At 62.5% G+C, this 23,274-nt stretch carries 16 protein-coding genes; 10 read left to right on the top strand and 6 right to left on the bottom strand.

Annotation, left to right across the window (positions count from 1 at the left end):
• Positions 1-41 precede the first annotated feature (41 nt).
• Positions 42-2,222 carry a 1,4-alpha-glucan branching protein GlgB gene (glgB, locus tag AC097L_RS01200; protein ID WP_479584285.1) on the top strand — a complete coding sequence of 727 codons (2,181 nt, stop codon included), beginning with the start codon at positions 42-44 and terminating at the stop codon, positions 2,220-2,222.
• Positions 2,210-4,384 carry a glycogen debranching protein GlgX gene (gene glgX / locus AC097L_RS01195; protein ID WP_479584284.1) on the top strand — a complete coding sequence of 725 codons (2,175 nt, stop codon included), beginning with the start codon at positions 2,210-2,212 and terminating at the stop codon, positions 4,382-4,384. Before glgB ends, glgX begins: the two co-directional genes overlap by 13 nt.
• Here glgX and AC097L_RS01190 read toward each other — a convergent pair.
• Positions 4,381-5,262: a Kdo hydroxylase family protein gene (locus AC097L_RS01190; RefSeq protein ID WP_479584283.1), complete on the bottom strand. Its 882-nt coding sequence runs from the start codon at positions 5,260-5,262 to the stop codon at positions 4,381-4,383. The genes glgX and AC097L_RS01190 overlap by 4 nt on opposite strands.
• A 184-nt stretch (positions 5,263-5,446) precedes the next feature.
• Here AC097L_RS01190 and AC097L_RS01185 point away from each other — a divergent pair, with 184 nt between their 5' ends.
• The 8 genes from AC097L_RS01185 to AC097L_RS01150 all read left to right on the top strand — a co-directional run bounded on the left by AC097L_RS01185 (position 5,447) and on the right by AC097L_RS01150 (position 16,022).
• Entirely contained in the window at positions 5,447-5,710 is a 264-nt protein-coding gene (locus tag AC097L_RS01185) for an SMI1/KNR4 family protein (protein ID WP_479584282.1), read from the top strand.
• Entirely contained in the window at positions 5,707-8,712 is a 3,006-nt protein-coding gene (locus AC097L_RS01180; RefSeq protein WP_479584281.1) for an ATP-binding protein, read from the top strand. The genes AC097L_RS01185 and AC097L_RS01180 overlap by 4 nt, the downstream gene beginning before the upstream one ends.
• Positions 8,713-8,975: 263 nt before the next feature.
• Entirely contained in the window at positions 8,976-10,529 is a 1,554-nt protein-coding gene (locus AC097L_RS01175; RefSeq protein WP_479584280.1) for a DNA-3-methyladenine glycosylase 2 family protein, read from the top strand.
• A 27-nt stretch (positions 10,530-10,556) separates the two neighbouring features.
• The gene (locus AC097L_RS01170) at positions 10,557-11,123 is read left to right on the top strand and encodes a methylated-DNA--[protein]-cysteine S-methyltransferase (protein WP_479584279.1); all 567 of its coding nucleotides are present in this window, start codon (positions 10,557-10,559) and stop codon (positions 11,121-11,123) included.
• Entirely contained in the window at positions 11,120-12,016 is an 897-nt protein-coding gene (locus tag AC097L_RS01165) for a DMT family transporter (RefSeq protein WP_479584278.1), read from the top strand. The genes AC097L_RS01170 and AC097L_RS01165 overlap by 4 nt, the downstream gene beginning before the upstream one ends.
• A 79-nt stretch (positions 12,017-12,095) precedes the next feature.
• Positions 12,096-13,802 (top strand): alpha-amylase family glycosyl hydrolase, encoded by a 1,707-nt coding sequence (locus AC097L_RS01160; protein WP_479584277.1) that lies wholly within the window; start codon positions 12,096-12,098, stop codon positions 13,800-13,802.
• 29 nt (positions 13,803-13,831) lie between these two features.
• Positions 13,832-15,376: a 4-alpha-glucanotransferase gene (malQ, locus tag AC097L_RS01155; RefSeq protein ID WP_479584276.1), complete on the top strand. Its 1,545-nt coding sequence runs from the start codon at positions 13,832-13,834 to the stop codon at positions 15,374-15,376.
• 133 nt (positions 15,377-15,509) lie between these two features.
• The gene (locus tag AC097L_RS01150) at positions 15,510-16,022 is read left to right on the top strand and encodes a hypothetical protein (protein WP_479584275.1); all 513 of its coding nucleotides are present in this window, start codon (positions 15,510-15,512) and stop codon (positions 16,020-16,022) included.
• A 7-nt stretch (positions 16,023-16,029) separates the two neighbouring features.
• Here AC097L_RS01150 and AC097L_RS01145 read toward each other — a convergent pair whose 3' ends face one another.
• The 5 genes from AC097L_RS01145 to infB all read right to left on the bottom strand — a co-directional run bounded on the left by AC097L_RS01145 (position 16,030) and on the right by infB (position 23,258).
• Entirely contained in the window at positions 16,030-16,923 is an 894-nt protein-coding gene (locus tag AC097L_RS01145) for a DMT family transporter (RefSeq protein WP_479584274.1), read from the bottom strand.
• A 191-nt stretch (positions 16,924-17,114) separates the two neighbouring features.
• Complete coding sequence (gene typA, locus AC097L_RS01140; protein ID WP_479584273.1) at positions 17,115-18,938, bottom strand: translational GTPase TypA; 1,824 nt, start codon at positions 18,936-18,938, stop codon at positions 17,115-17,117.
• Between the two features lie 6 nt (positions 18,939-18,944).
• Positions 18,945-19,931: a tRNA pseudouridine(55) synthase TruB gene (truB, locus tag AC097L_RS01135; RefSeq protein ID WP_479584272.1), complete on the bottom strand. Its 987-nt coding sequence runs from the start codon at positions 19,929-19,931 to the stop codon at positions 18,945-18,947.
• A gap of 4 nt (positions 19,932-19,935) precedes the next feature.
• Positions 19,936-20,307, bottom strand: coding sequence for a 30S ribosome-binding factor RbfA (rbfA, locus tag AC097L_RS01130; RefSeq protein ID WP_367846233.1), 372 nt, complete (start codon positions 20,305-20,307; stop codon positions 19,936-19,938).
• Positions 20,307-23,258: a translation initiation factor IF-2 gene (gene infB / locus AC097L_RS01125; RefSeq protein ID WP_479584271.1), complete on the bottom strand. Its 2,952-nt coding sequence runs from the start codon at positions 23,256-23,258 to the stop codon at positions 20,307-20,309. The genes rbfA and infB overlap by 1 nt, the downstream gene beginning before the upstream one ends.
• Between the last annotated feature and the right edge of the window lie 16 nt (positions 23,259-23,274).

Here is a 23,274-nt window from a genome sequence, read left to right as displayed (position 1 = left end):
ACGCGATTCACTCCATGTAAACCCACTCTAGATCGGTTCTTATGCTGCACGCCCATGATGTTGAGATGATTGGTGGCGCACGCCACGGAGACCCTTTTGCGGTACTTGGCCCGCACGCGCTGGCCACCGGCACCACGTCGGTACGCTGCTTCCTCCCCGGCGCACACAGCGTGGTGGTGGAGTCGGCCAAGGGCATGGTGCTGGGGCCACTGGCCTTGCAGGACGAAGCCGGTTTTTTTGAGGGCAAAATCACATTGGCCCCGGGCGCTGCCTACCGCCTGCGGGTGGTCTGGACCGATGGCCACAGCGGCACCATCGACGACCCCTACCGCTTCCCCACCGTATTGGGCGAAATGGACGTGTGGCTACTGGGCGAAGGCACGCATCTGCGCCCTTACGAGGTGTTGGGTGCACAGCCTACCGTGATGGAAGGCGTGGCGGGTACCCGCTTCGCCGTGTGGGCACCCAATGCCAGCCGCGTCAGCGTGGTGGGCGACTTCAACTTCTGGGACGGCCGCTGCCACCCCATGCGCCTGCGGCGCGAATGCGGCGTGTGGGAATTGTTTCTGCCGGGCGTACAAGTGGGTGCCAAATACAAATACGAGATCCGTACCCAGAATGGCGAGGTGCTGCCCGCGCGCTCCGACCCCTACGCCCTGCAGGCCGAATTGCGCCCGGCCACGGCCAGCGTGGTGGCGAATCTGCCTCCATTTGTGCCGCCGTCCACGGCGCGCAATCAGGCCAATGCGCTAGATGCGCCCATCAGTATTTACGAGGTGCATCTGGGCTCGTGGCGGCGCAATACCGATGAGGGCAACCGCTGGCTGGACTGGGATGAACTGGCCGACACCCTGGTGCCCTATTCCCGCGACATGGGTTTTACCCACCTGGAGCTGATGCCCATCAGCGAGCACCCGTTTGACGGTTCCTGGGGCTACCAGCCCGTGGGCATGTACGCGCCCACCGCCCGCTTTGGCGACCCGGCAGGCTTTGCGCGCTTTGTGGCACGCTGCCACGCCGAAGGACTGGGTTTGATTCTGGACTGGGTGCCCGCCCACTTCCCCACCGACGCGCATGGCCTTGGCAACTTTGACGGCACGCACCTGTACGAGTACGCCGACCCGCGCGAAGGCTTCCACAACGACTGGAACACCCTGATCTACAACCTGGGCCGCACCGAGGTCAGCAACTTCCTGGTGGGCAATGGCTTGTACTGGCTGGAGCGCTTTGGCGTGGACGGCCTGCGTGTGGATGCGGTGGCCTCTATGCTGTACCGCGACTACAGCCGCAAGGCGGGGGAATGGATTCCCAACGCGCACGGTGGTCGCGAAAATTTAGAAACCATCGCCTTTTTGAAACGCATGAACGAGGTGGTGGGTGGCGAACGTCCGCAGGCTATTACCTTGGCCGAAGAGTCCACCGCATTCCCCAGCGTATCGCGTCCGACCTACGCCGGTGGCCTGGGTTTCCACTACAAATGGAACATGGGCTGGATGCACGACACCCTGGCCTACATGGAGCGCGACCCGATCTACCGCAAGCACCACCAGGGCGAGATCAGCTTCAGCCTGGTGTATGCGTTCACCGAAAACTTCGTACTGCCGATCTCGCACGACGAAGTGGTGCATGGCAAGGGCTCGCTACTGAACAAAATGCCCGGCGACCGCTGGCAACAATTTGCCAACCTGCGCGCCTTCATGGGCTACATGTTTGGCCACCCCGGCAAAAAACTGCTGTTCATGGGCTGTGAGTTTGCGCAAGACCGCGAATGGAACTTCGAGCAAAGCCTGGACTGGCATCTGCTGGACCAGGCCCCCCACGCCGGCATGCAGCAACTGGTGCGTGACCTGAACCATCTCTACCGCAGCACCCCGGCGCTGTACCAGCAGGACTTTGAACCCGCCGGGTTTGAATGGATCGAGCACAACGATGCCGAGCGCTCGGTACTGAGCTTCATCCGCCGGGGGATGGACGATAGCAGCTTCATCGTGGTGGTATGCAACTTCACCCCCAACGTCTGGAATGGCTACCGGCTCGGTGTACCGCAAGCAGGTACCTACTACGAAAAGCTCAATACCGACTCGGCGCACTACGGTGGCAGCAACGTCGGCACACCACTTGGCACGGCTTCTGCTGAGGCGGTGTCCATGCACGGTAAACCGTATTCCGTTGTACTCAACCTGCCTCCCCTGGCCACAGTGATGCTTGAATGGAAAGTCTGACAACTGCCCCTGCCCCCACCGCGGTCCTAACCGGCCGCCCCGCCCTACCCGAAGCTGCCCTACCCGAAGTACAGGCTGGGCAGCCCTGGCCGCTGGGTGCCAGCTTTGACGGCACTGGCATCAACTTCGCGGTGTTTTCCGCCCATGCCCAGGCCATGGAGGTGTGCATCTTCGACCCCAGCGGCCAGCACGAGACCGCCCGGTTCCGGCTGCCCACCCACACCAGCGATGTGTGGCACGGCTACCTGCCGGGTGCCCAGCCCGGTTTGGTGTACGGTTTGCGGGCACACGGCCCCTGGCGGCCCGACCGAGGGCACCGTTTTGATGCATCCAAGCTGCTGCTCGACCCCTACGCCCGCGACATCCTGGGCCAATTTGCATGGCGCGACGAGCATTTTGCGGGCGACCGGCTGCACCCGCGCCACATGGACACGCGCGATAACGCCCCGCTGGCGCTCAAGGCCCGCGTAACCTTCGACCATTTCGACTGGGCCGGTGACCAGGCCCCCCGTGTGCCGCTGGCGGACTCGGTGTTCTACGAATGCCACGTCAAAGGCTTCTCCAAGCTGAACGAAAACATCCCGCCCGCCCTGCGCGGCAGCTTCGCCGGGCTGGCCCACCCCGCCTCGGTCAACCACCTGAAACAGCTCGGCATCACTGCGGTGAGCCTGCTACCCGTGCAGTATTCGCTGAGCGAAGAGCGCTTGAGCGGCATGGGCTTGAGCAACTATTGGGGCTACAACACCCTGGGCTTTTTCAGTGTGGACCCGCGGCTGTCCAGCGGCGTGGACGGTGTATCTCCCCGCGACGAGTTCCGCGCCATGGTCAAAACCCTGCACGCCGCCGGGCTGGAGGTGTTGCTGGACGTGGTCTACAACCACACGGCCGAAGCCGGTGACGGCGGCCCGACCATCAGCTTTCGCGGCCTGGACAACGCCAGCTACTACCGCCTGCCGCCCGAGGCCCCGGCCCACTACGACAATTATTCCGGCTGCGGCAACACCATCGACATACGCCAGCCGCGCGTGCTGCAAATGGTGCTGGACAGCCTGCGCTACTGGGTGGGCGAGATGCATGTGGACGGCTTCCGGTTTGATCTGGCCCCGGTGCTGGGCCGCACCGACACCGGTTTTGACCGCAACAGCGCCTTCTTCACCGCCGTGGCCCAAGACCCGGTGCTGTCGCGCGTGAAAATGGTCGCCGAGCCCTGGGATATCGGGCCCGGCGGCTACCAGACCGGCGGTTTTCCGCGTGGCTGGCTGGAATGGAACGACCATTTCCGCGACAGCATGCGCGGCTTCTGGATACAAACCGCCGCCGCTTCCGGTGCGCCGGTGGCCGACAACACCCGTGCCGACATGGCCCAGCGCCTGTGCGGCTCCAGCGACATGTACCAACCGCGCCAACGCGCCCCCGGCGAGTCGGTGAACTACGTGGTATCGCACGACGGCTTCACCCTGCGCGATCTGGTGAGCTACAACCAGCGCCACAACCTGGCCAACCTGGAAGACAACCGCGACGGCCACGGCCACAACCTCAATTTCAACTGTGGTGCCGAAGGCCCTAGCGATGATCCGGCCGTCACCACCTTGCGCGGCAACCTGCAACGCGCCCTTCTTGCTACTACTTTGCTAGCACAAGGCACACCGCTGATATGCGCTGGCGATGAATTAGGCCATACACAAGGTGGCAACAATAACCCGTACTGCCAGGACAACCCCACCACCTGGATCGACTGGGCCGCCGCCGACGAAGATCTCCTCGCTTTCACCCGCCGCGTCATCGCCCTGCGCCACCAGGCCCTGCCTTTTGCCAATCACTGGTACAGCGGCGTGGCCGACGTGCTGGGCCTGCCCGATCTGTCGTGGCTGCGTGGCAGCGGTGTGCCCCTGGAAGGCGATGCCTGGCGCGACCCGCAGCACCGGGTGCTGGGCTGCCTGATCGGCAAACCCGGCAAGGCCCGTGCCCCGCTGCTGCTGCTGGTCAATGCAGGCAACACCATTGACCCCTTCCTGCTGCCCGCCGGTGCCTGGCAGGTGGTGCTGGACAGCACCCAACCACGCGGCCTGGGCGGCTGGGTGGGCCAGGGCAAAGACATCTTTCCACTGCCCGCCAACAGCCTGGTATTGCTGGCCGCCAAAGGCGCAGGACTGTCGATTTAAAGAGGTGCGCCCTGCAAGGGGTGCCCGGCCAACCGGGTCAGTATTCCCAACGGGCTCTGGTCGGGCCGGTACTGGTGCTGGGGCGGCATGAAAAATGTCTGCTCCATCATGTACTGGCCGCCGTGCACCGCGTGCAGGGTTTGGTCGGAAAAACATACCCAGGTGCTGCCCGCAGCAAACTCGACCACAGTTTGCGGCGCGTTCTTTTGGTAGTTCGCGTCGCGCTTCAAGTGGTCGTGCAGTTGCAGCATCATGTGGTCGTACTCGCTGCGCAGCGACTTGGTGATGCCCAGGCCGCGCAGCAAGTGCGCCTCCCAGGCCCGATAACCGGGAATCAAGGGCAAAAACTGCTGGGCCATGGCCTCGAACGGCTCGCCCACTCGCCACACCCGGGGCTTGTGCTGCGGGTTGATGTTGCTGAACACCCGCAGAATTCGCTCGCCCCGGTTCGGCCGCGACGGGAACGCATCTACGTGCAGGCGCTTGTCGTCGGCCCGCCACGACTGGGTGCGCGTGGCCACCTCGGTCGGGCGGTAGCTGGTGGGCTCCAGCCGCAAATGGGCGCTGTAACGGGGAAACAGGCCGTGCACCAGCTGCACCGCTTGGCGGCGAAAGCGCTGCATCATGTCGCTCAGGGCGGCCATTTCTTCTGGCGAACCCACGGCCCCCTTGACGACACCGTGCGCAGGCTGGCTGATGTTGCGCGATTTGGGAGCCCGTACGCCGGGGCGTAGCAGCGGTAGTTCGTCTGGCGTCAGCGTAAACGCCAGCGCCGGAAAATACAGCACGCCGCCGTTTTCCAGCGTGTCGGTCAGCGCTTCGACCGGATGGCGCCCCCCCCAATCGGACCCCGTGACTTCCATGATTTGATGTGACATGCCCTGATTTTCCCCGAGAACGGTGCCGCCTATTGACGAGCGTAAATAAAGTTCGTCGGAGAAAAATAAAGTCTGTTGGGATACCGGGTTAAGGCAGATTCAACATCACTTTTGGGCTGTTACGATGTCTGCTTTCGGCCAGCAGCGGACATTCAGACAGCAATAAGAGGATTGACATTAACCCATGCCGTTTAACGTTGAAGATCACTTTATAGAGGCAGCTGAGGCAGAGCTTCAGACCCGGTTCCCGTCTTCGTATCGGGCAGCCATGAGCCAGTCGAATGGTGAAACGCTATCCACTGCTGCCGATGATTGGGAGATTCACCCCTTCGCTGATACATCAGATAGAAAACGAATCTCCCGCACGCTGAACAGCGTTGTCAAAGAGACACAAGGCATTCGAATTCTCCACCCTAATCGCCAAGGTGCGCTACATGGTGTCAAATGACCGGTGAAACATCCTCCACCGCGCAGTCGCGCGAAGACGAGCTCGAGCGCTTCGTCAGACTCTTCTCACAGGCTCCCAGCTTCATGGCCTATTTTCGCGGCCCATCCCATGTCATTGAGTTCGCCAACCCCAACTATTTGAAATTGGTCGGCGACCGCCCAGTGCTAGGCAAGGAGATGGCCGCTGCGCTCCCGGAAGTGGCCGAGCAGGGGTATGTGGAGCTGCTCGGCCAAGTGTTCGCATCGGGCATCCCCTACTCCGTGGAGAGCGCTAAATACCTGATGAAAGCTGGCGAAGCCGAGCCCGTCGTTGAGCTGTTCGTCGATTTCGTCCTCCAACCCGTCCGGGACTCGGACGGTTCGGTCGAGGGAATTTTTCTCCAAGGCTTGGACGCCACCGATCGGGTAGCCATGAGGACGCGCAGTGAGGCGTTGGCGGAGCTCACCGAGAAGGTCGCAGCCGCCGGGTCGACGGAAGAGATCAGCTTTTTGGCGTCGGAAATGCTTGGCAAGTCCTTGTCGGTCAGCCGCGTCGGATTTGGCGCGGTCGACCACTTCAAGGAGACGTCGACCGTCGAGCGGGACTGGCGCGCGCCCGGAGTCGAAAGCCTTGCCGGGTCGATCCATCTTCGCGACTACGGATCGTTCATCGACAGCTTGAAGCGAAACGAATTCATCGCGATCAACGACGTGCGAGAGGACCCGAGAACCAACTCGGCGGCAGCCTCGCTCGAGGCCAAGGCAGCGCGCTCGTTTGTGAACGTCCCCGTGCTCGAGGCGGGCATTTTGGTTGGCGTGTTCTTCGTGAATTTCAAGGACGAGCGGCGGTGGACCGCGGGCGAATTGGCGTTCACCAAAGAGGTCGGCCAACGCGTCGTCAACTGGCTCGAGCGGTTCAAGAAGACCCGGGCGTTGGAGAAAAGCGAGGCCCGGCTTCTCTCGGCCACCGAGGCCGCGCGCCTGGGCGTGTGGGATTTGAACTTGGCCACGTTTTCCCTCGAAGCGTCGACGCACTGCAAAGAAAACTTCGGGCGCCGACTCGACGAGGTATTCACCTACGCACAGCTTCTCGATGCGGTGCATCCTGACGACCAGGCAAGAATGCGCGACGCGGTGGCGCGGTCGCTCTCCACGCGCGAAACCTACGACATCGAATACCGGATCGTTCGACCGGACGGGAGGTTGATATGGGTGCGCGTGACGGGCGAGGTCAAGTGCGGAATCGACGGCGTGCCAAGCTCCATGGCGGGTATATCCCAAGACATCACCGAAGTGGTGCTGTCGCGGCGCCGCGCCGAGCTGCTTGAATACCTCGACCGGGACGTCTTCGGCGGCCCGCTGGATGCCGACGAGGTGGCCTACCGCGCCGCTGAGGCTTTGGGCCGCGTGCTGGACGTGAGCCGAGTAGGTTACGGCACCATCGACATGGCGCGCGAGTCAATTGCGATCGCTCGCAATTGGAACGCTCCGGGCACCAAAGAGCTTTCGGGCACGTTTCAATTCAGGGATTTCGGCACTTTCATCGAGGACTTAAAGCGGGGCGAGACCGTGGTGTTCGCCGATGCGCGGTTGGACCCTCGGACGCGCCACACGGCCAACGCCCTGATCGAAGTCGGTGTGCGCGCCATGGTCAACATGCCGGTGAGCGAAGGTGGCGATTTCGTGGCGATGCTTTTTCTCAACAACGCAACCGTAAGGCCCTGGACGGCCGATGAACTGGTGCTCATCAAGGAAGTCGCGCACCGAACCCGCCAAGCTGTCGAGCGACGCCGCGCCGAGGAGGAGCTCCAGGAACTGGCCTTCACCCTTGAGCAACAGGTCCAAGAGCGCACCGCGAAGCTGATGAAGGCGGAAGCTGCGCTGCGCCAATCCCAGAAGATGGAGGCGGTGGGCCAGCTCACTGGAGGCCTGGCCCACGACTTCAATAACTTGCTCGCCGTCATGTCGAACAGCTACGAGTTGTTGCGCCGCAAGCTGCAGGGAGGCCCGGATTTGGAGCGATACCTCGACATCGGGCAGAGGGCAGTCAAGCGCGCGGCATCCTTGACCCACAGGCTGCTCGCGTTCTCGCGCCAACAGACCCTGGAGCCCAAAGTGTTCAACGTCAACGCGTTGATCGGGGGCTTCGAAGACTTGATCCGGCGCACGATCGGCCCAGAAATCGTGTTGGAGGTCGTCGGCGGCATTGGGCTCTGGTCCGTCAATGCAGACCCCAGCCAGTTGGAGAACGCGCTGCTGAACCTGTGCATCAATGCGCGCGACGCGATGCCCGCTGGCGGCCGTCTCGTGATCGAGTCGGCCAACCGGGCTCTGGACGAGCGCGCGGCGAGCGCGCTCGAAATGCTGCCCGGGCAATACATCTCGATTTGCGTGAGTGATGAGGGGACCGGCATGGCGCCAGACATCGTTGCCCGCGCGTTCGACCCATTCTTCACCACCAAGCCGATCGGTATGGGGACGGGGCTAGGCCTGTCCATGGTGTACGGCTTCGCCAGGCAATCGGGCGGGCACACGCGTATCTATTCGGAAGTGGGCTCGGGCACTAACGTCTGCATCTACCTTCCCAGACACGAGGGCGCACAAATCGACACCGAGGCCGAGAGAGCCGCGCCGCAGCCAACCCCCTCCGAATCTGGCGAGACGGTTCTCGTAGTCGACGACGAGGCGTCGCTGCGCATGCTGATGGCGGAGATGCTTGGCGAACTCGGCTACCGTGTGATCGAAGCGGGCGACGGCCCCAGCGCGTTGGAGTTGCTCCACACGAACCAATCCATCGCGATGCTCGTGACAGACGTCGGCCTGCCCGGCGGGATGAACGGCAGGCACTTGGCCGATGCCGCGCGCGTGGTCAAGCCCGAGCTCAAAGTGCTCTTCGTCACTGGCTACGCCGAGAACGCCGTGCTGAGCCACGGGCACCTGCCCGCCGGGATGCAAGTTCTCACCAAACCCTTCAACCTTGACGTTTTCGGACTTAAAGTTCAAACGTTAGTGAACTCCACGTAGCTTACTTGTTGAATTCCGTCTTGAACTGATCGTTCGGGGGCCCCTACGGACGCGCAATTTAAAGTTGTCAATCTTTTTGAGACTGACATTGTTTCGGGCGCAAAAGTGCACGCATGCAGTCAAGCACCTGGCGTACTTTGGCCCGATGAACTTTATTTGCCTTGTCACTATGCCGCTGGCGCATGAAAACAGCAACGCCAGCAGTGCCGCCCACAGGTCCGAAAACGGCTAATCTCCCCGCAGGCCTCGCGTACCATGCAGGCATGGCACCGACCGACCAACGCACCGATTTAAGCACCGACGATGCCGCCTGCTACCGGGCCCTGCAGACCCGCGATGCCCGGTTTGACGGTAGCTTTTTCACCGGCGTGACCTCCACCGGCATCTACTGCCGCCCGGTCTGCGCCGTCAAAACCCCCAAGCGCGAAAACTGCCGTTTCTTTGGCCACCCGGCGCAGGCCGAAAGCGCGGGTTTCCGGCCCTGCCTGCGCTGCCGCCCCGAGCTGGCACCGCATGCGTTGGTGTGGTCGATGCAGGATGCCACCAGCATTCTGGCCCACCAGGCCGCCCGCATGCTGGACGAGCCAGAAGCCTGGAGCGACGAGGGTGGCAGCGCCCTGCCCGCACTGGCCGCCCGCCTGGGTGTCAGCGACCGGCATTTGCGGCGTATTTTCGAAACCCACTTCAGCGTCTCGCCACTGCAGTACCTGCAAACCCGCCGCCTGCTCACCGCCAAGCAACTGCTGGCCGACACCCAACTGCCGGTGGCGCAAATCGCGCTGGTCAGCGGCTTTGCCAGCGTGCGGCGCTTCAACACCGTATTTGTGGAACGCTACGGGCTCAACCCCTCGCAAATGCGCCGCAGCGGCTCAGCTGCTGAACGGGCCCAAGGCCTGGCCATCAAACTTGGTTACCGCCCGCCTTTTGATGTGGCGGCCATGGGGGCATTTCTGGGCCGGCGCCAAGTAAATGCTATTGAATCAATAGCTACTAGCGCAGATGGAATATGCGCTAGCCGCACTTTTTCTATAAAAATAGCAGGGGTTACCCATACGGGCTGGCTGCGCGCAGAGTTCGTGCCCGAGCGGCACCAGGTGCTGCTGCACGTGGCCGACAGCCTGCATGGCGTGCTGCCGCTGTTGATACGCCGCGTGCGCGCCTGGCTGGACCTGGATGCCGACCCCCAGGCCATCCACCGCGTGCTGCAACACCGCTTCCCGAAGTGTGAAGGCCTGCGCGTGCCCGGTACGCTGGACGGCTTTGAGCTGGCGGTGCGCGCCGTGCTGGGCCAGCAGATTACCGTGGCCGCGGCCCGCACTCTGGCGCAGCGGCTGGTGGATGCCTTTGGCGAGCCCATCGCTACGCCTTTTCCCGAGCTAACCCGGCTGTTCCCCCGTGCCGCCGTACTGGCGCAACTGACCGGCGACGCGCTGGGCCAGCTCGGTATTGTCAAACAGCGGCAAAGCGCCATCCTGGCCCTGGCCCGCGCGGTGGACAGCGGCCAGCTCGCCCTGCACGGCGGTGTCCCGGTGCACGGCACCATAGCAGCCCTCAAAGCCCTGCCAGGCATCGGCGACTGGACGGCCCAGTACATCGCCATGCGCGCCCTGCGCTGGCCGGATGCATTTCCGGCGGGTGACGTGGCCCTGCACAAAGCCCTGGGCGTGCAGGATGCCCCGAACGTACGCCTGGCCAGCCTGGCGGCCGAGGCGGCATCCCAGGCCTGGAAACCCTGGCGCAGCTACGCCGTGCTGCGCGCCTGGGCCGAATTGCCCGCCAAAGCAACTGCTACTAAAAATATAGCTACTCACGAATGATCTACCTGCGCTAACTGCCATTTTTATATGAAATTTACCACCACCCCGGATTACGTCCGCTTTGCCAGCCCTCTCGGCCCCATGCTGGCCGCCGCCACCGACTTGGGCCTGTGCGGCCTGTGGTTTGACGGCCAGCGCCACCAGCCCGACATGGCCACCTGGCACTTGGCCCCCCAGCATCCGCTATTGCTGCAAACCACGGCTTTCATGGATGCCTACTTTGCCGGTGCCACGGCCCATGTCACCCTGCCGCTGGACCTGGTGGGTGGCACGCCCTTCCAGCAGGCCGTGTGGCAGGCGCTGCTGCAGATCCCGCGCGGTGCCACCACCAGCTACGGGGCGTTAAGCCAGTCCCTGGGCCGCCCCAGCGCGGTGCGGGCAGTGGCCGGTGCGGTGGGGCGCAACCCCGTTAGCGTGCTGGTGCCCTGCCACCGCGTGCTGGGCATGGATGGCTCACTTACCGGCTATGCCGGTGGACTGGAACGCAAAACCGCGCTGTTGCAATTGGAAATGGGCAAAACTTTCGCAAGTCCCTCTGTGCGCCCAAAAGGCGACACAGGGGGCGCTGCGAAAGTCCAAGGAGTTTTGGTTTGAAAGCAACGTCCAAGCCCTGGGTTTTTGATTTTGTGTTGCTCGCCGCCGTATGGGGTGCGTCGTTCATCTTTATGCGCACCGCCTCGATGGAGATGGGCGCGGTGCCCACGGCGGCGCTGCGGGTGGCGATTGCCGCGCTGGCCCTGCTGCCCGTATTGGCCTGGCAGGGGCAGATGCCAGGCCTACGCCAACACTGGAAGCCGGTGTTGCTGGTCGGCGTGCTGAATTCGGGTGTGCCATTTGCGCTGTTTTCGTTTGCGCTGCTGTCCATCACCACTGGTTTATCGTCAATTTTGAACGCCACCACGCCGCTGTTTGGCACGCTGATCGCATGGCTCTGGCTGCGCGACCGGCCCAACGCCTCGCGCAGCCTGGGGCTGGTGATCGGCTTTGTCGGCGTGGCCCTGCTGGCCTGGGACAAAGCCAGCTTCAAGCCCGACAGCCACGGCATCGCGCCCGGCTGGGCGGTGCTGGCCTGCCTGCTGGCGGCGGCTTGCTACGGCCTCACCGGCAGCTACACCAAGCGCTTTCTGGGCAACGTGCCGCCGCTGGTGATTGCCACCGGAAGCCAGATCGGTGCCGCCCTGGGCCTGGCCCTGCCCGCCTTCTGGTTGTGGCCTGCGCACTGGCCCAGCCTGCACGCCTGGGCCGCGCTGCTGGTGGTGGGCACGGTGTCTACCGCACTGGCTTACATCGTCTTTTTCCGGCTGATTGCCAACATCGGCCCGGCCAAAGCGCTGACCGTAACCTTTGTGGTGCCGGTGTTTGCCGTGCTGTACGGGGCGGTGTTTCTGGGCGAGGCCCTGACGCCGTGGATGCTGGGCTGCGGGCTGGTGGTGGTATGCGGCACGGCCCTGGCCACAGGCTTGTTGCGTTTGCCTGGCCGGCATTAGGTGCAACCCGTATTCCGCCCTGCGGTGGCACCCGTACAATCCGCAGCGCCGCGTTCTCAAAGCGCTTTGGAGAAATAAAATGACCAGCACCTTACCCGCCCAAATGCGCCAGCTCTGGCAGCAGCTCTACCAAGACCAGTACGCCGACAAGCTGGACACTTTCCTCGCCGAACTGCAGGCCGCCGCACAGTCTGCCGCCCCGCCACCGCCCGCCACCTGGTTCAAGGAAGTGGTGGTGTATTCGCTGTACGTCGACCTGTTCAACAAAGACTTCAAGGGCCTGACCCACCGCCTGGCCTACTTGCAAGACCTAGGCGTGACCTGCCTGTGGCTGCTGCCCATCCTGGACTCGCCCATGCGCGATGCGGGCTTTGACATCAGCGACTACACCAAGATCCGCAGCGAACTGGTGGGCGGCAGCGATGCGGCTGCCCAGGGCACGTTTGCCGAATTTTTAGCCGAGGCCCACCGCCGCAACATCCGCGTGATCTTCGACGTGGCCATGAACCACTGCTCCGACCAGCACATCTGGTTCAAAGAGGCCCGCAAAGGTACCGACAACCCCTACCGCGACTACTTCATCTGGAGCGACACCACCGAGCGCTACAAAGAAGCCCGCATCATCTTCAAAGGGATGATGCCGAGCAACTGGCATCCGTTGCCCAAAACCTCCGATGACGCACCGGACACCTACTTCTTCCACCGCTTCTTCGACTCGCAGCCCGACCTGAACTACCGCAACCCCGAGGTGCTGCTGGCCATGTGCCGCGTGCTGCTGTTCTGGGTGGCGCAGGGTGTGGACGGATTCCGCGCCGACGCGATTCCCTACCTGTGGAAGGAAGAAGGCACCATTTGCGAGAACCTGCCCGGCACCCACGCCATCGTCAAGTTCTTCCGGGCCATGCTGGACACCGTGCGCCCCGGCACTATTTTGCTGGCCGAGGCCTGCCAGCCGCCGGCCGAAGTGGTCACCTATTTTGGCGACAGCGATGAATGCCAGGCCGCCTACCATTTTCCGGTGATGCCACGCATCTATCTGGCGCTAGCGACCAACTCCGCCAAGCCGATTTTCGACACGCTATCCACCAGCTTCACGCCCGAGATTCCGGATGCCTGCGGCTGGTTCTCGTTCCTGCGCTGCCACGACGAGCTGACGCTGGAGATGGTGACCCCCGAAGAGCGCAAAACCATCCACGCCGCCTACTGCCACCAGCCCGAGTGGGATTTCCGCCAGGGCGAAGGCATTGCCTCGCGCCTGGTGGACCTGTTCAAAAGCGATGCAGCGGCGGTGCAACTGGCCTTCAGCATCAGCTTTACCCTGCTGGGCACGCCGGTGATCTTCTATGGCGACGAATTCGCCAAGCCCAACGACAACCAGTTCCAGGCCGACCAGGAAGCCCTGACCGGTTACCAAGATGCGCGCTACAAGGTGCGCGGTGCCGTGGACTGGGAGAGCGTAGACCGGCAACTGGCCGATGCCACCAGCCTGCCCGCCCGCATCCACGATGCCGTGCGCACCATGCTGGCCGTGCGCCGCGCCCACCCGGCCCTGGCCGCCGGTAACTTCCAACCGCTGACCACGCTGGACGACCGCATCCTGGCCTATGTGCGTGGCACGGCGGACCAGCAGGTGCTGGTGGTGCAAAACCTGTCCAACGACGCGGTGAACGTGACCCTGCCTGCTGCAATTGCCGGTGCCGGGTGGAAACGGATTTTCGGTGCCCAGGACCTGGCCCAGGGCGTGCTTGCTCTGGCCCCCAAAGGCTTCAGCTGGTTCGCAGCCTGATTTTTTAAACTTTGACTGGACCCCACACTATGGCTTCCGACCTGTTGAACCAACGCACCTCGGGCGTACTGCTGCACCCCACGTCCCTACCCGGCCCGCACGGCTGCGGCGACTTTGGGCCCAACGCCTTCTACTTTGTGGACTGGCTTCAAACCGCAGGACAGTCGCTGTGGCAAACCCTGCCGCTGGGCCCCATCGGCCCCGGCGATTCGCCCTACATGGGCAGCTCGGCTTTTGCGGGCAACCCGCTGCTGGTAGCGTTTGAGCCGCTGGTAGAAAAAGGCTGGATCGCCCAAGAAGCACTGGCCACGACCTTCAACGACGAGACCATCAGCTTCGGCCAGGTTGTGCCTTGGCGTCTGCAAAAGCTGCGCGAGGCATTTGCAGGCTTCCAGTCCGCGGCCAACCCGGACGACGACGCCGCGTTCCAGGCCTGGCTGCGCGCCGAACTCAGTTGGGTGGGCGACTACACCCTGTTCATGGCGCTGGACCAGGCCCATACCCCGGCCCTGTGGCCCGACTGGCCCAAGCCCCTGTCGCGCCGCGACCCGGCGGCCCTGGCGGCAGCCCGCATCCAGTACGCCGATGAAATCGGCTTCTGGGGCTTTGTGCAGTGGCAGTTTGACGTGCAGTGGAAGCGCCTGAAGGGCTACGCCAACGGCAAAAATATCCACCTGGTGGGCGATCTGCCGATTTTTATCGCCCACCACTCCAGCGACTGCTGGTCGCGCCCCGACCTGTACGAGCTGGACGCCGCAGGCCACCCGCTGGTCATCGCCGGGGTGCCCCCGGACTTCTTCTCGGAAACCGGCCAGCGCTGGGGCAACCCGCTGTACAACTGGTCGGCCATGAAGGCCGACGGCTACCGCTGGTGGATCGAACGCGTGAAGCGCCAGCTCAGCCTGGCCGACGTAGTGCGTATCGACCACTTCCGCGGCTTCGTAGGCTACTGGGAGATTCCGGCCAGCGAACCCACCGCCGTCAAGGGCCGCTGGATGCCCGGCCCCGACTACGACCTGTTTGCCGCCATCGAATCCGCCTTGGGCAAACTTCCCATCATTGCCGAAGACCTGGGCGTGATTACCGACGAGGTGAATGCGCTGCGCCTGCGAGCAGGCTTTCCGGGCATGCGGATTTTGCAGTTTGCGTTCTCCGACGACGCGGGCAACAACTTTTTGCCGCACAACTACGCGCGCGATACCGTGGTCTACAGCGGCACGCACGACAACGACACGGTGGTCGGCTGGTGGGCCGACTGCACCGACCGCGAACGCGCCTACGCTGGCGAGTACCTGCACACCGATGGCTCGGACGTGCACTGGGCCATGCTGCGCGCCTGCGCCCAATCGGTGGCCAACCATGCCCTGTGCCAGTTCCAGGACGTGCTGGGCCTGGACGGCCGACACCGCATGAACACCCCCGGAACCATTGGCTGCTGGACCTGGCGTTTCAAGTGGGATTGGGTGACCGGCGAGGCGACAGAAAAGATGGCCCGCATCACCGCCGCCAACGGCCGCACAAGATTTGACCGTTTGCCACTCCCGGCCTATCCCGAAGGTAAAAACAAACCCTGAGCAGGAGGCGTTAAGGCACAATAGTCGGGTTTACCTATTTTTATAGCAAGTAGTGCAGGCGGAATATGCGCTAGAGGCCGATTTCGCTTGTATTTCGCACGTATTTAGCTCGTATCCATCACGCAAGGTGTCCATGACCATTACCCAAATTTTCGCCGTTGTAGCGGTTGTCCTGTGTTTTACAGGCATGGTGCTGGCCGCCATGGCCGCCCTGATTGCACACCGCGCCGCCCGTGCCGCCGCTGCCGCCCACCAGGCTACAGCGCAATTGCTGCGGGAATTTGAAGTGCGTGAAGCCGTGTCGTCGGCAAGCGTGGTGTTGGCAGAAGCTACACGTGCGCAACAGCAGGCCAACGAACTCAGCCGCGCCTACGGCATGCTGGCCTTGTTCTCACGCAACTTCGGCGAAGCCGAGATGCAAAAGTCCCAGGAAATGGCCGACAACCAAGCCGATCTGGCGGGTGAAATTGCGTCCCAGGCCAAGGAATTTGTCGCCGCACACCGCGATGTAGGCGACCCCACCCCCGAAAACCTGGACAAAGCCGTCAACGACTTCCAAAAAGCCCTGGTCGCCGTGCGGACCATGCGGGCCGAAGTGGAACGCGAGCTCGAAGGCGTAGAAAGCCAGCGTGGCGAACTGCGCTAAAGAACGTTTAAAGAACCGCCCGGCGCTGCCACCACCCTAGCGCCTCGTTCGACACCAGCGCACCCAGCACCAGGGTGCCGCCCACCAGCACCACCAAGCCCGGGGCTTCATTGGCACCCAGCCAGGCCAGGGTAATGCCAAACAAAACCTCCAGCAACTGCAGCAGCGACACCTCCGGCGCTTTGAGCACCCGGGCGCACCAGACCGACAAAATGCAGGGAATCGCCAACTGCACCGAGCCCAGCATGGCCAGCAGGCCCAGGTCGTGCGGCGTGGCCTGCAGCGGCAAAGCTAGCGGCAGGGTCACCAACGACGACAGCACCGCACCGATCAGCACCGAGGGCACCAGATCCACGTCCTTGCCCTGGGCATGGCTGCGCTGCACCACGGTCCAGTTCACAGCGCTGGCCAGGGGCACACACAATGCGATCAAAGTGCCCACCAGTTGGCCCGGGCCACCCGCGGAGCTCAATTGTGTGCCGTACATGGTGGCGATACCCGCGCCCGCCACCGCAATGGCTACCCAGGTACGCACCGGCAGCCGGTGCCCAATGGCAAACCGCGCCAGCAAGGCGGTAAGCAGCGGAGCAATAGACATGGTGACCAGCACATTGGCCACCGGGCTGAGGCTCAGCGCCAGCATGTAAGCGGTAAACATCACGGCCCAGCACACGCCAGACAGCCACAGCGACGAGCTGCCCTGGCGGATCTTGGCAAACACCGCACGTCCCTGCAGCAGCGGCAGGATCACCAGCAACGACAGCACGGTGAAAAAGCTGCGCCAAAAAGTAATTTCAAAGCTGTGTGCCGACTCCAGATGCCGCGTAGTCACGCCGGCAATCGACCACATCAGCGTGACCAGAACCATCATCCAAACTGCGCGGGAATGGGAGAGCTTCATAAAGGAATGCACCAGTGGAATAGAAAAACCCCGGCACGTCGCAAAACGCCCAGGGTCGAATACAGCACGCCCGCCCACGCGGTAAGCGCAGCGCAGCCCTCTCAAAAACACCGTGGAACTGGCTTTGCCAGACCACTGGTGTTGCCCCCTGCAAGGGGGTTGGCGAAGCGCAGCGCAGCCTGGGGGTGTACTTACCGGCCTGCGCGCTTGCGTTCGCTTTCGGTCAGGTGGCGCTTGCGCAGACGGATCGACTTGGGCGTGATTTCGACCAATTCGTCGTCCTCGATGAATTCAACGCCGTATTCCAGCGTGCATTCGATCGGAGGCGTGATCTTGATCGCGTCTTCCTTGCCGGACACACGGAAGTTGGTCAGCTGCTTGGTACGCGTGGCGTTGACCACCAAGTCGTTGTCGCGGCTGTGGATGCCCACAATCATGCCTTCGTACACCGGGTCGTTGGCGCGCACAAACATGCGGCCACGGTCGTCCAGCTTGCCCAGGGCGTAGGTGAAGATTTCGCCTGCGTCCATGGAGATCAGCACACCGTTCTTGCGGCCGCCGATGTCGCCCTTGTGCGGCTCGTAGCAGTCGAAAATGTTGGCGATTAGGCCGGAGCCGCGCGTCAAATTCAAGAATTCATTGGTAAAACCAATCAGACCGCGGGCAGGAATACGGTATTCCAGACGCACACGGCCACGGCCATCCGGCTCCATGTTGACGAGCTCACCCTTGCGCTCGCCCAGGGCTTGCATCACGCCGCCCTGATGCTGGTCTTCGATGTCGGCGGTCACCAGCTCGATAGGTTCGTGCTTTTCGCCGTTGATTTCCTTCATCACCACGCGGGGCTTGGAAACCGCCAGCTCATAGCCTTCACGGCGCATGTTTTCCAGCAGAATGGTCAAGTGCAGTTCACCGCGGCCCATGACTTCAAAGATACCTTCTTCGTCGGTTTCCTTGACGCGCAACGCCACGTTGTGTTGCAGTTCCTTTTGCAGGCGGTCCCATATCTGGCGGCTGGTGACATACTTGCCTTCGCGACCGGCCAATGGGCTGGTGTTGACGCAGAAGTTCATCGTCAGCGTGGGTTCATCCACCTTCAGCATCGGCAGGGGCGCAGGATTGAGCGGGTCGGTGATGGTCACGCCGATACCGATGTCGGTCAGGCCATTGATCAGCACGATTTCGCCCGGTCCGGCTTCCAGAGCCTGCACGCGTTCCAGACCCTGGAACGTCAGCACCTGGTTGATGCGGCCTTTGACGGCTTTACCGTCCGGCCCTTCCATGACCACCACGTCCATCATCGGGCGCACGGTGCCCTGGCTGATACGGCCAACGCCAATCCGACCCACAAAAGTGGAGAAGTCGAGGGCCGAAATTTGCAGCTGCAAAGGCGCTGCCGGATCGCCGGTTTGGGCAGGCACATGCTGCAACACGGTGTTGAACAGGGCCGACATATCGGGACCCCACTGTTCGCCCTGCTCGCCTTCGACCAGCGAAGACCAGCCATTGATGCCGGATGCGTAGACCACGGGGAAGTCGAGCTGTTCGTCGGTAGCACCAAGCTTGTCGAACAGGTCAAACGCGGCGTTGACCACAAAGTCAGGGCGCGCACCGGGCTTGTCCACTTTGTTGACCACCAGAATAGGCTTCAGACCCAGGGCCAAGGCCTTCTTGGTCACGAAACGCGTCTGGGGCATAGGGCCTTCTTGGGCGTCGATCAACAGCACAACGCCATCGACCATGCTCAGCGCACGTTCCACTTCGCCGCCGAAGTCGGCGTGGCCGGGGGTGTCGACGATGTTGATATGCGTGCCTTCCCAGGTCACGGCGCAGTTTTTGGCCAGAATGGTAATGCCACGCTCTTTTTCAATTGCGTTGTTGTCCATCACGGTGTCCACGACTTTTTCGTGTTCGGCAAAGGTGCCGGACTGGCGCAGCAGTTGGTCGACCATGGTGGTCTTGCCATGATCGACGTGGGCGATGATGGCGATGTTACGAATTTGCTTAATGCTCATAGTTCTCTACTCCTGAATCAAAGGGTTCTCTGCTTTTTGCGCCTGGGCCTGATCCAAAATCTGGCCAATATCCAGCGGGCTTAGCAGTCGCCCTGGTATCAATTCACCGGCCTTGGCCTGGGCTACACCCAGCAAGGACGGCGGCTTATCTCCGTAAACCGCAACGCGGTCATCGTCGGGCCAGTCGCCCCGGCGGCGCACGCCGCTGAGGAACCGCCCTGCATTCTGTTCGTCCAGCGTGACACGGCGGTGTTGCGCCAGCAGCGCATCCACCGGCAGCAAGCACGCCAGCCGCTCGTCTTCGGTCATGGCTTCCAGCGCCGCCAGCGTGACACACTGGCCAATCGCAAAGTCGCCGGTGGCAATGCGGCGCAAAACCGTCAAATGCGCACCACAACCGAGTGCCTCACCAATGTCTTCACCCAGCGTGCGGATGTAGGTGCCTTTGGAGCACTTTGCTAATATTTCAATAGCAATAGGCGTAGATTCTGCCTTCGCCAGAGCTACTTTTAACTCAAAAATCTCTACATCCCGCGCAGGCCGCTCTATCTCAATGCCGGCCCGCGCATATTCGTACAAAGGCTTGCCGTCACGCTTCAAGGCGCTGTACATCGGCGGCACCTGCCGGATCGGCCCGGTAAAACGCGGCACGACAGCATCGATCTGCGCCTGCGTTACCGCCACGGGCCGGGTCTCAATCACATCGCCTTCGGCATCGCCGGTACTGGTCTTTACCCCCAACCGGGCCGTAGCCAAGTAGGTTTTATCGGCATCCAGGTGCAACTGGCTGAACTTGGTTGCGGCCCCAAAACACAGGGGCAACACACCGGTGGCCAGCGGATCCAGCGTGCCGGTGTGGCCCGCTTTTTCGCCGCGCAGCAGCCATTTGACTTTTTGCAGCGCGTCGTTGCTCGACAGGCCCAAAGGCTTGTCCAGCAGCAGCACCCCGTGTACGGGGCGCCTGGCAACCCGTACACGTGGCGTTGCGGTCATGCGCTTAGTCTTCCTGGGACCGAGAGGCCACGGCCCGCGCAATCAGCGCGTTCATGTCCGAGGCTTTCTCGGTGGTCCGGTCATAGTGGAAGTGCAAGGTCGGCACAGTGTGGATATGCAGACGCTTGAACAAACCCGAACGCAGAAAACCTGCGGCCTGGTTCAAACCTTCGGTGCATTCGTCCGGGTTGCCGGTGAGCACACTGAAAAACACCTTGGCGTGTGCGTAGTCGGGCGTGACTTCCACCCCCTGGATGGTCACCATGCCCACCCGCGGGTCTTTCAACTCGCGGGCGATCAACTCGGTCAGATCCCGCTGGATCTGGTCGGCGACTTTGAGGCTGCGGTTCGGCGCAGCGGCTTTGCGTTTCACCATTACAGGGTCCGTGCAATCTCTTTGATTTCAAAGAATTCCAACTGGTCGCCGACGGCGATGTCGTTGTAGTTCTTGAGCTTGATACCGCACTCGAAACCTTCGCGGACTTCGCGGACATCGTCCTTGACGCGCTTGAGCGAATCAATTTCACCGGTGTAGATGACGATGTTTTCGCGCAGCAAGCGGAAGCGTGCACTGCGGTTGACCGAGCCGGTGGTGACCATACAGCCGGCCACCGTACCAATTTTGGAGGCCACGAACACCGTGCGGATCTCGGCCATGCCGATGACTTCTTCGCGCTGCTCGGGAGCCAGCATGCCGGCCATCGCCGCCTTCAACTCATCAACCGCATCGTAAATGATGTTGTAGTACTTCAAATCGACGGCATTGTTCTCGGCCAGCTTGCGGGCACCGGCATCGGCACGCACGTTGAAGCCGATCACGATAGCCTTGGAAGCAATCGCCAAGTTGATGTCGGACTCGCTGATACCGCCCACTGCGGCGTAGACCATCTGCACCTTGACTTCGTCGGTCGAGAGCTTGAGCAGCGACTGGGCCAGCGCTTCTTGCGAACCCTGCACGTCGGCCTTGACGATGATCGGCAGCATCTTGACCTCGCCCGCCGTGATGTCGGTGAACATGGTTTCCAGCTTGGCAGCTTGCAGCTTGGCCAGCTTGGTGTTGCGGAACTTACCGGCACGGTAGGTGGCGATTTCACGGGCCCGGCGCTCGTCGGGCAAGACCATAAATTCATCACCGGCCTGGGGCACTTCGGTCAAGCCCTGGATTTCCACCGGGATCGACGGACCTGCGGACTTGGACGGCTTGCCGTTTTCGTCCAGCATGGCACGTACACGGCCATAGGTAGAGCCTGCCAGCACGATGTCGCCGGTCTTCAAGGTACCCGACTGCACCAACACGGTAGCCACGGGGCCCTTGCCCTTGTCCAGACGCGCTTCGATCACCAGGCCCTTGGCCATGGCATCGACCGGTGCCTTCAGTTCCAGAACTTCGGCCTGCAACAGCACTTGTTCCAGCAGCTCGTCGATACCAAAACCGGTTTTGGCCGAGACGGAAACGAAAGGCGAGCTGCCGCCGAAGTCTTCGGGGATCACGTCTTCGATCACCAGCTCGTTCTTGACGCGCTCGGGGTTGGAATCGGGCTTGTCGATCTTGTTGATCGCCACCACGATGGGCACACCCGCCGCCTTTGCGTGCTTGATGGCTTCCTTGGTTTGCGGCATCACGCCGTCGTCGGCCGCCACCACCAGAATCACAATGTCGGTGGCCTGGGCACCACGGGCACGCATGGCGGTAAACGCTTCGTGGCCCGGGGTATCCAGGAAGGACACCATGCCGCGCGGGGTTTCCACATGGTAGGCACCAATGTGCTGGGTAATGCCACCGGCTTCACCAGAAGCCACCTTGGCGCGGCGGATGTAATCCAGCAGCGAGGTTTTACCGTGGTCAACGTGGCCCATGACGGTAACCACTGGAGCGCGCGGCAGGGATTCAGACACCTGCTGCAGCACTTCTTCGGCGGTAAACGCTTCTGGATCATCCAGCGCAGCCACCACGGCTTTGTGGCCCATTTCTTCGACCAGAATCATGGCCGTGTCTTGGTCCAGCGGCTGGTTGATGGAAACCATCTGGCCCAACTTCATCAGGTGCTTGATCACCTCGGAGGCCTTCACCGCCATCTTGTGGGCGAGTTCGGCGACGGTGATGGTTTCGGGCACGTGCACTTCGATCGTGCGCGCTTCCACCGGTGCTTGCGACATGTTGTCGTCGCGCTGGTCGCGGTCATTGCTGCCGCGGCGGCCACGCGGGCCTCCGCGCCAGTTTCCACGGCCCACGCCACCGCTGGAGTCGCCACGGGTGGGCAGCGGTTTTTTCTTGGCCGGATCAGCCCAGCTGCTGGACAGCTTGGCGGATTTGACTTCTTTGCCAGCGCCCGGAGCCGCTGGTGCGCCCGCAGCGGGCTTGGCCGGTGCAGTTCCGGCAGCAGGCTTGTGCAGCGTGCCCTTCATGGCGGCAGCCTTGGCGGCATCGACCACGGGAGGCTTCACGACCGGCTTGGGTTCTTCCACCTTCTTGTGGGCGACCAGCACCTTCTTGGGCGTGGACATCATCAAGCGGATGGCGGCGGCTTCGGCTTCGGCCTTGCGGCGGCGGTCGCCTAAATCAACCACGCGGGCGGCTTCTTCGTCGGCACGGGCCTTGGACTCGGCAGCGACTTTGGCGCGGGCATCGTTTTGTGCCTGCACTTTGGCCTGGGCAGCGGCATCGGCGGCTGCGTTGATGTTTTGCCCCACAGCCGACAATCCGGGGGCGGGTGTCGCCGAAGTGGCGGGCGTAGAAGGGGCAGAGGGCTTTTGTTGCTGGGCCTGGGCTGCAGCAGCGGCCTTGGCAGCGGCTTCAGAGGCCGCTTGCTCGGCAACGGCGCGCTCGCTTGCATCGCGGGCTTCCTGCTCTTCGCGCAAACGGCGTTTTTCGATCAATTCCTCTTCCTGGCGGCGCATCAGTTCGGCCTGGCGGCGGGCTTCTTCTTCGCGGCGGGCCAACTCGGCTTCTTCGGCCGCATTGCTGACGGGCAGTTCAGCCTCTACCTCGGACTCGGCAGCGCCCTCGGGCACGCTGTCCATGCCATCTTCACGCTTGATGAAGGTGCGCTTCTTGCGCACTTCCACCTGGATGGTGCGGGCACGGCCGGTGGAATCGGCTTGTTTGATTTCGCTGGTGGATTTCTTCACCAAAGTGATCTTTTTACGTTCCAGGCTGGCAGTGCCGTGGCTGGCTTGCAAAAAGCCCAGCAGGCGCTGCTTGTCGGATTCGCTCAGGACATCGGACGTAGCGGCTTTCGGCACACCGGCCCCGCGGAGCTGTTCCAGCAGGGTTTCGGGCGATTTTTTGAGTTCAACGGCAAACTCGGCGACGGTAGTATTGGACATGTATTGTGTGACCTTT

The sequence above is a fragment of the Rhodoferax sp. RT5P35 genome (assembly GCF_056521385.1).
This window is presented reverse-complemented; position numbering and strand designations above follow the sequence as displayed.

Bases quoted from the DNA above. Each gene is read 5' to 3' on its own strand.
- glgB (WP_479584285.1), top strand. From the start codon at position 42: ATGCTGCACGCCCATGATGTTGAGATGATTGGTGGCGCACGCCACGGA.
- glgX (WP_479584284.1), top strand. From the start codon at position 2,210: ATGGAAAGTCTGACAACTGCCCCTGCCCCCACCGCGGTCCTAACCGGC.
- AC097L_RS01190 (WP_479584283.1), bottom strand. From the start codon at position 5,262: ATGTCACATCAAATCATGGAAGTCACGGGGTCCGATTGGGGGGGGCGC.
- AC097L_RS01185 (WP_479584282.1), top strand. From the start codon at position 5,447: ATGCCGTTTAACGTTGAAGATCACTTTATAGAGGCAGCTGAGGCAGAG.
- AC097L_RS01180 (WP_479584281.1), top strand. From the start codon at position 5,707: ATGACCGGTGAAACATCCTCCACCGCGCAGTCGCGCGAAGACGAGCTC.
- AC097L_RS01175 (WP_479584280.1), top strand. From the start codon at position 8,976: ATGGCACCGACCGACCAACGCACCGATTTAAGCACCGACGATGCCGCC.
- AC097L_RS01170 (WP_479584279.1), top strand. From the start codon at position 10,557: ATGAAATTTACCACCACCCCGGATTACGTCCGCTTTGCCAGCCCTCTC.
- AC097L_RS01160 (WP_479584277.1), top strand. From the start codon at position 12,096: ATGACCAGCACCTTACCCGCCCAAATGCGCCAGCTCTGGCAGCAGCTC.
- malQ (WP_479584276.1), top strand. From the start codon at position 13,832: ATGGCTTCCGACCTGTTGAACCAACGCACCTCGGGCGTACTGCTGCAC.
- AC097L_RS01150 (WP_479584275.1), top strand. From the start codon at position 15,510: ATGACCATTACCCAAATTTTCGCCGTTGTAGCGGTTGTCCTGTGTTTT.
- AC097L_RS01145 (WP_479584274.1), bottom strand. From the start codon at position 16,923: ATGAAGCTCTCCCATTCCCGCGCAGTTTGGATGATGGTTCTGGTCACG.
- typA (WP_479584273.1), bottom strand. From the start codon at position 18,938: ATGAGCATTAAGCAAATTCGTAACATCGCCATCATCGCCCACGTCGAT.
- truB (WP_479584272.1), bottom strand. From the start codon at position 19,931: ATGACCGCAACGCCACGTGTACGGGTTGCCAGGCGCCCCGTACACGGG.
- rbfA (WP_367846233.1), bottom strand. From the start codon at position 20,307: ATGGTGAAACGCAAAGCCGCTGCGCCGAACCGCAGCCTCAAAGTCGCC.
- infB (WP_479584271.1), bottom strand. From the start codon at position 23,258: ATGTCCAATACTACCGTCGCCGAGTTTGCCGTTGAACTCAAAAAATCG.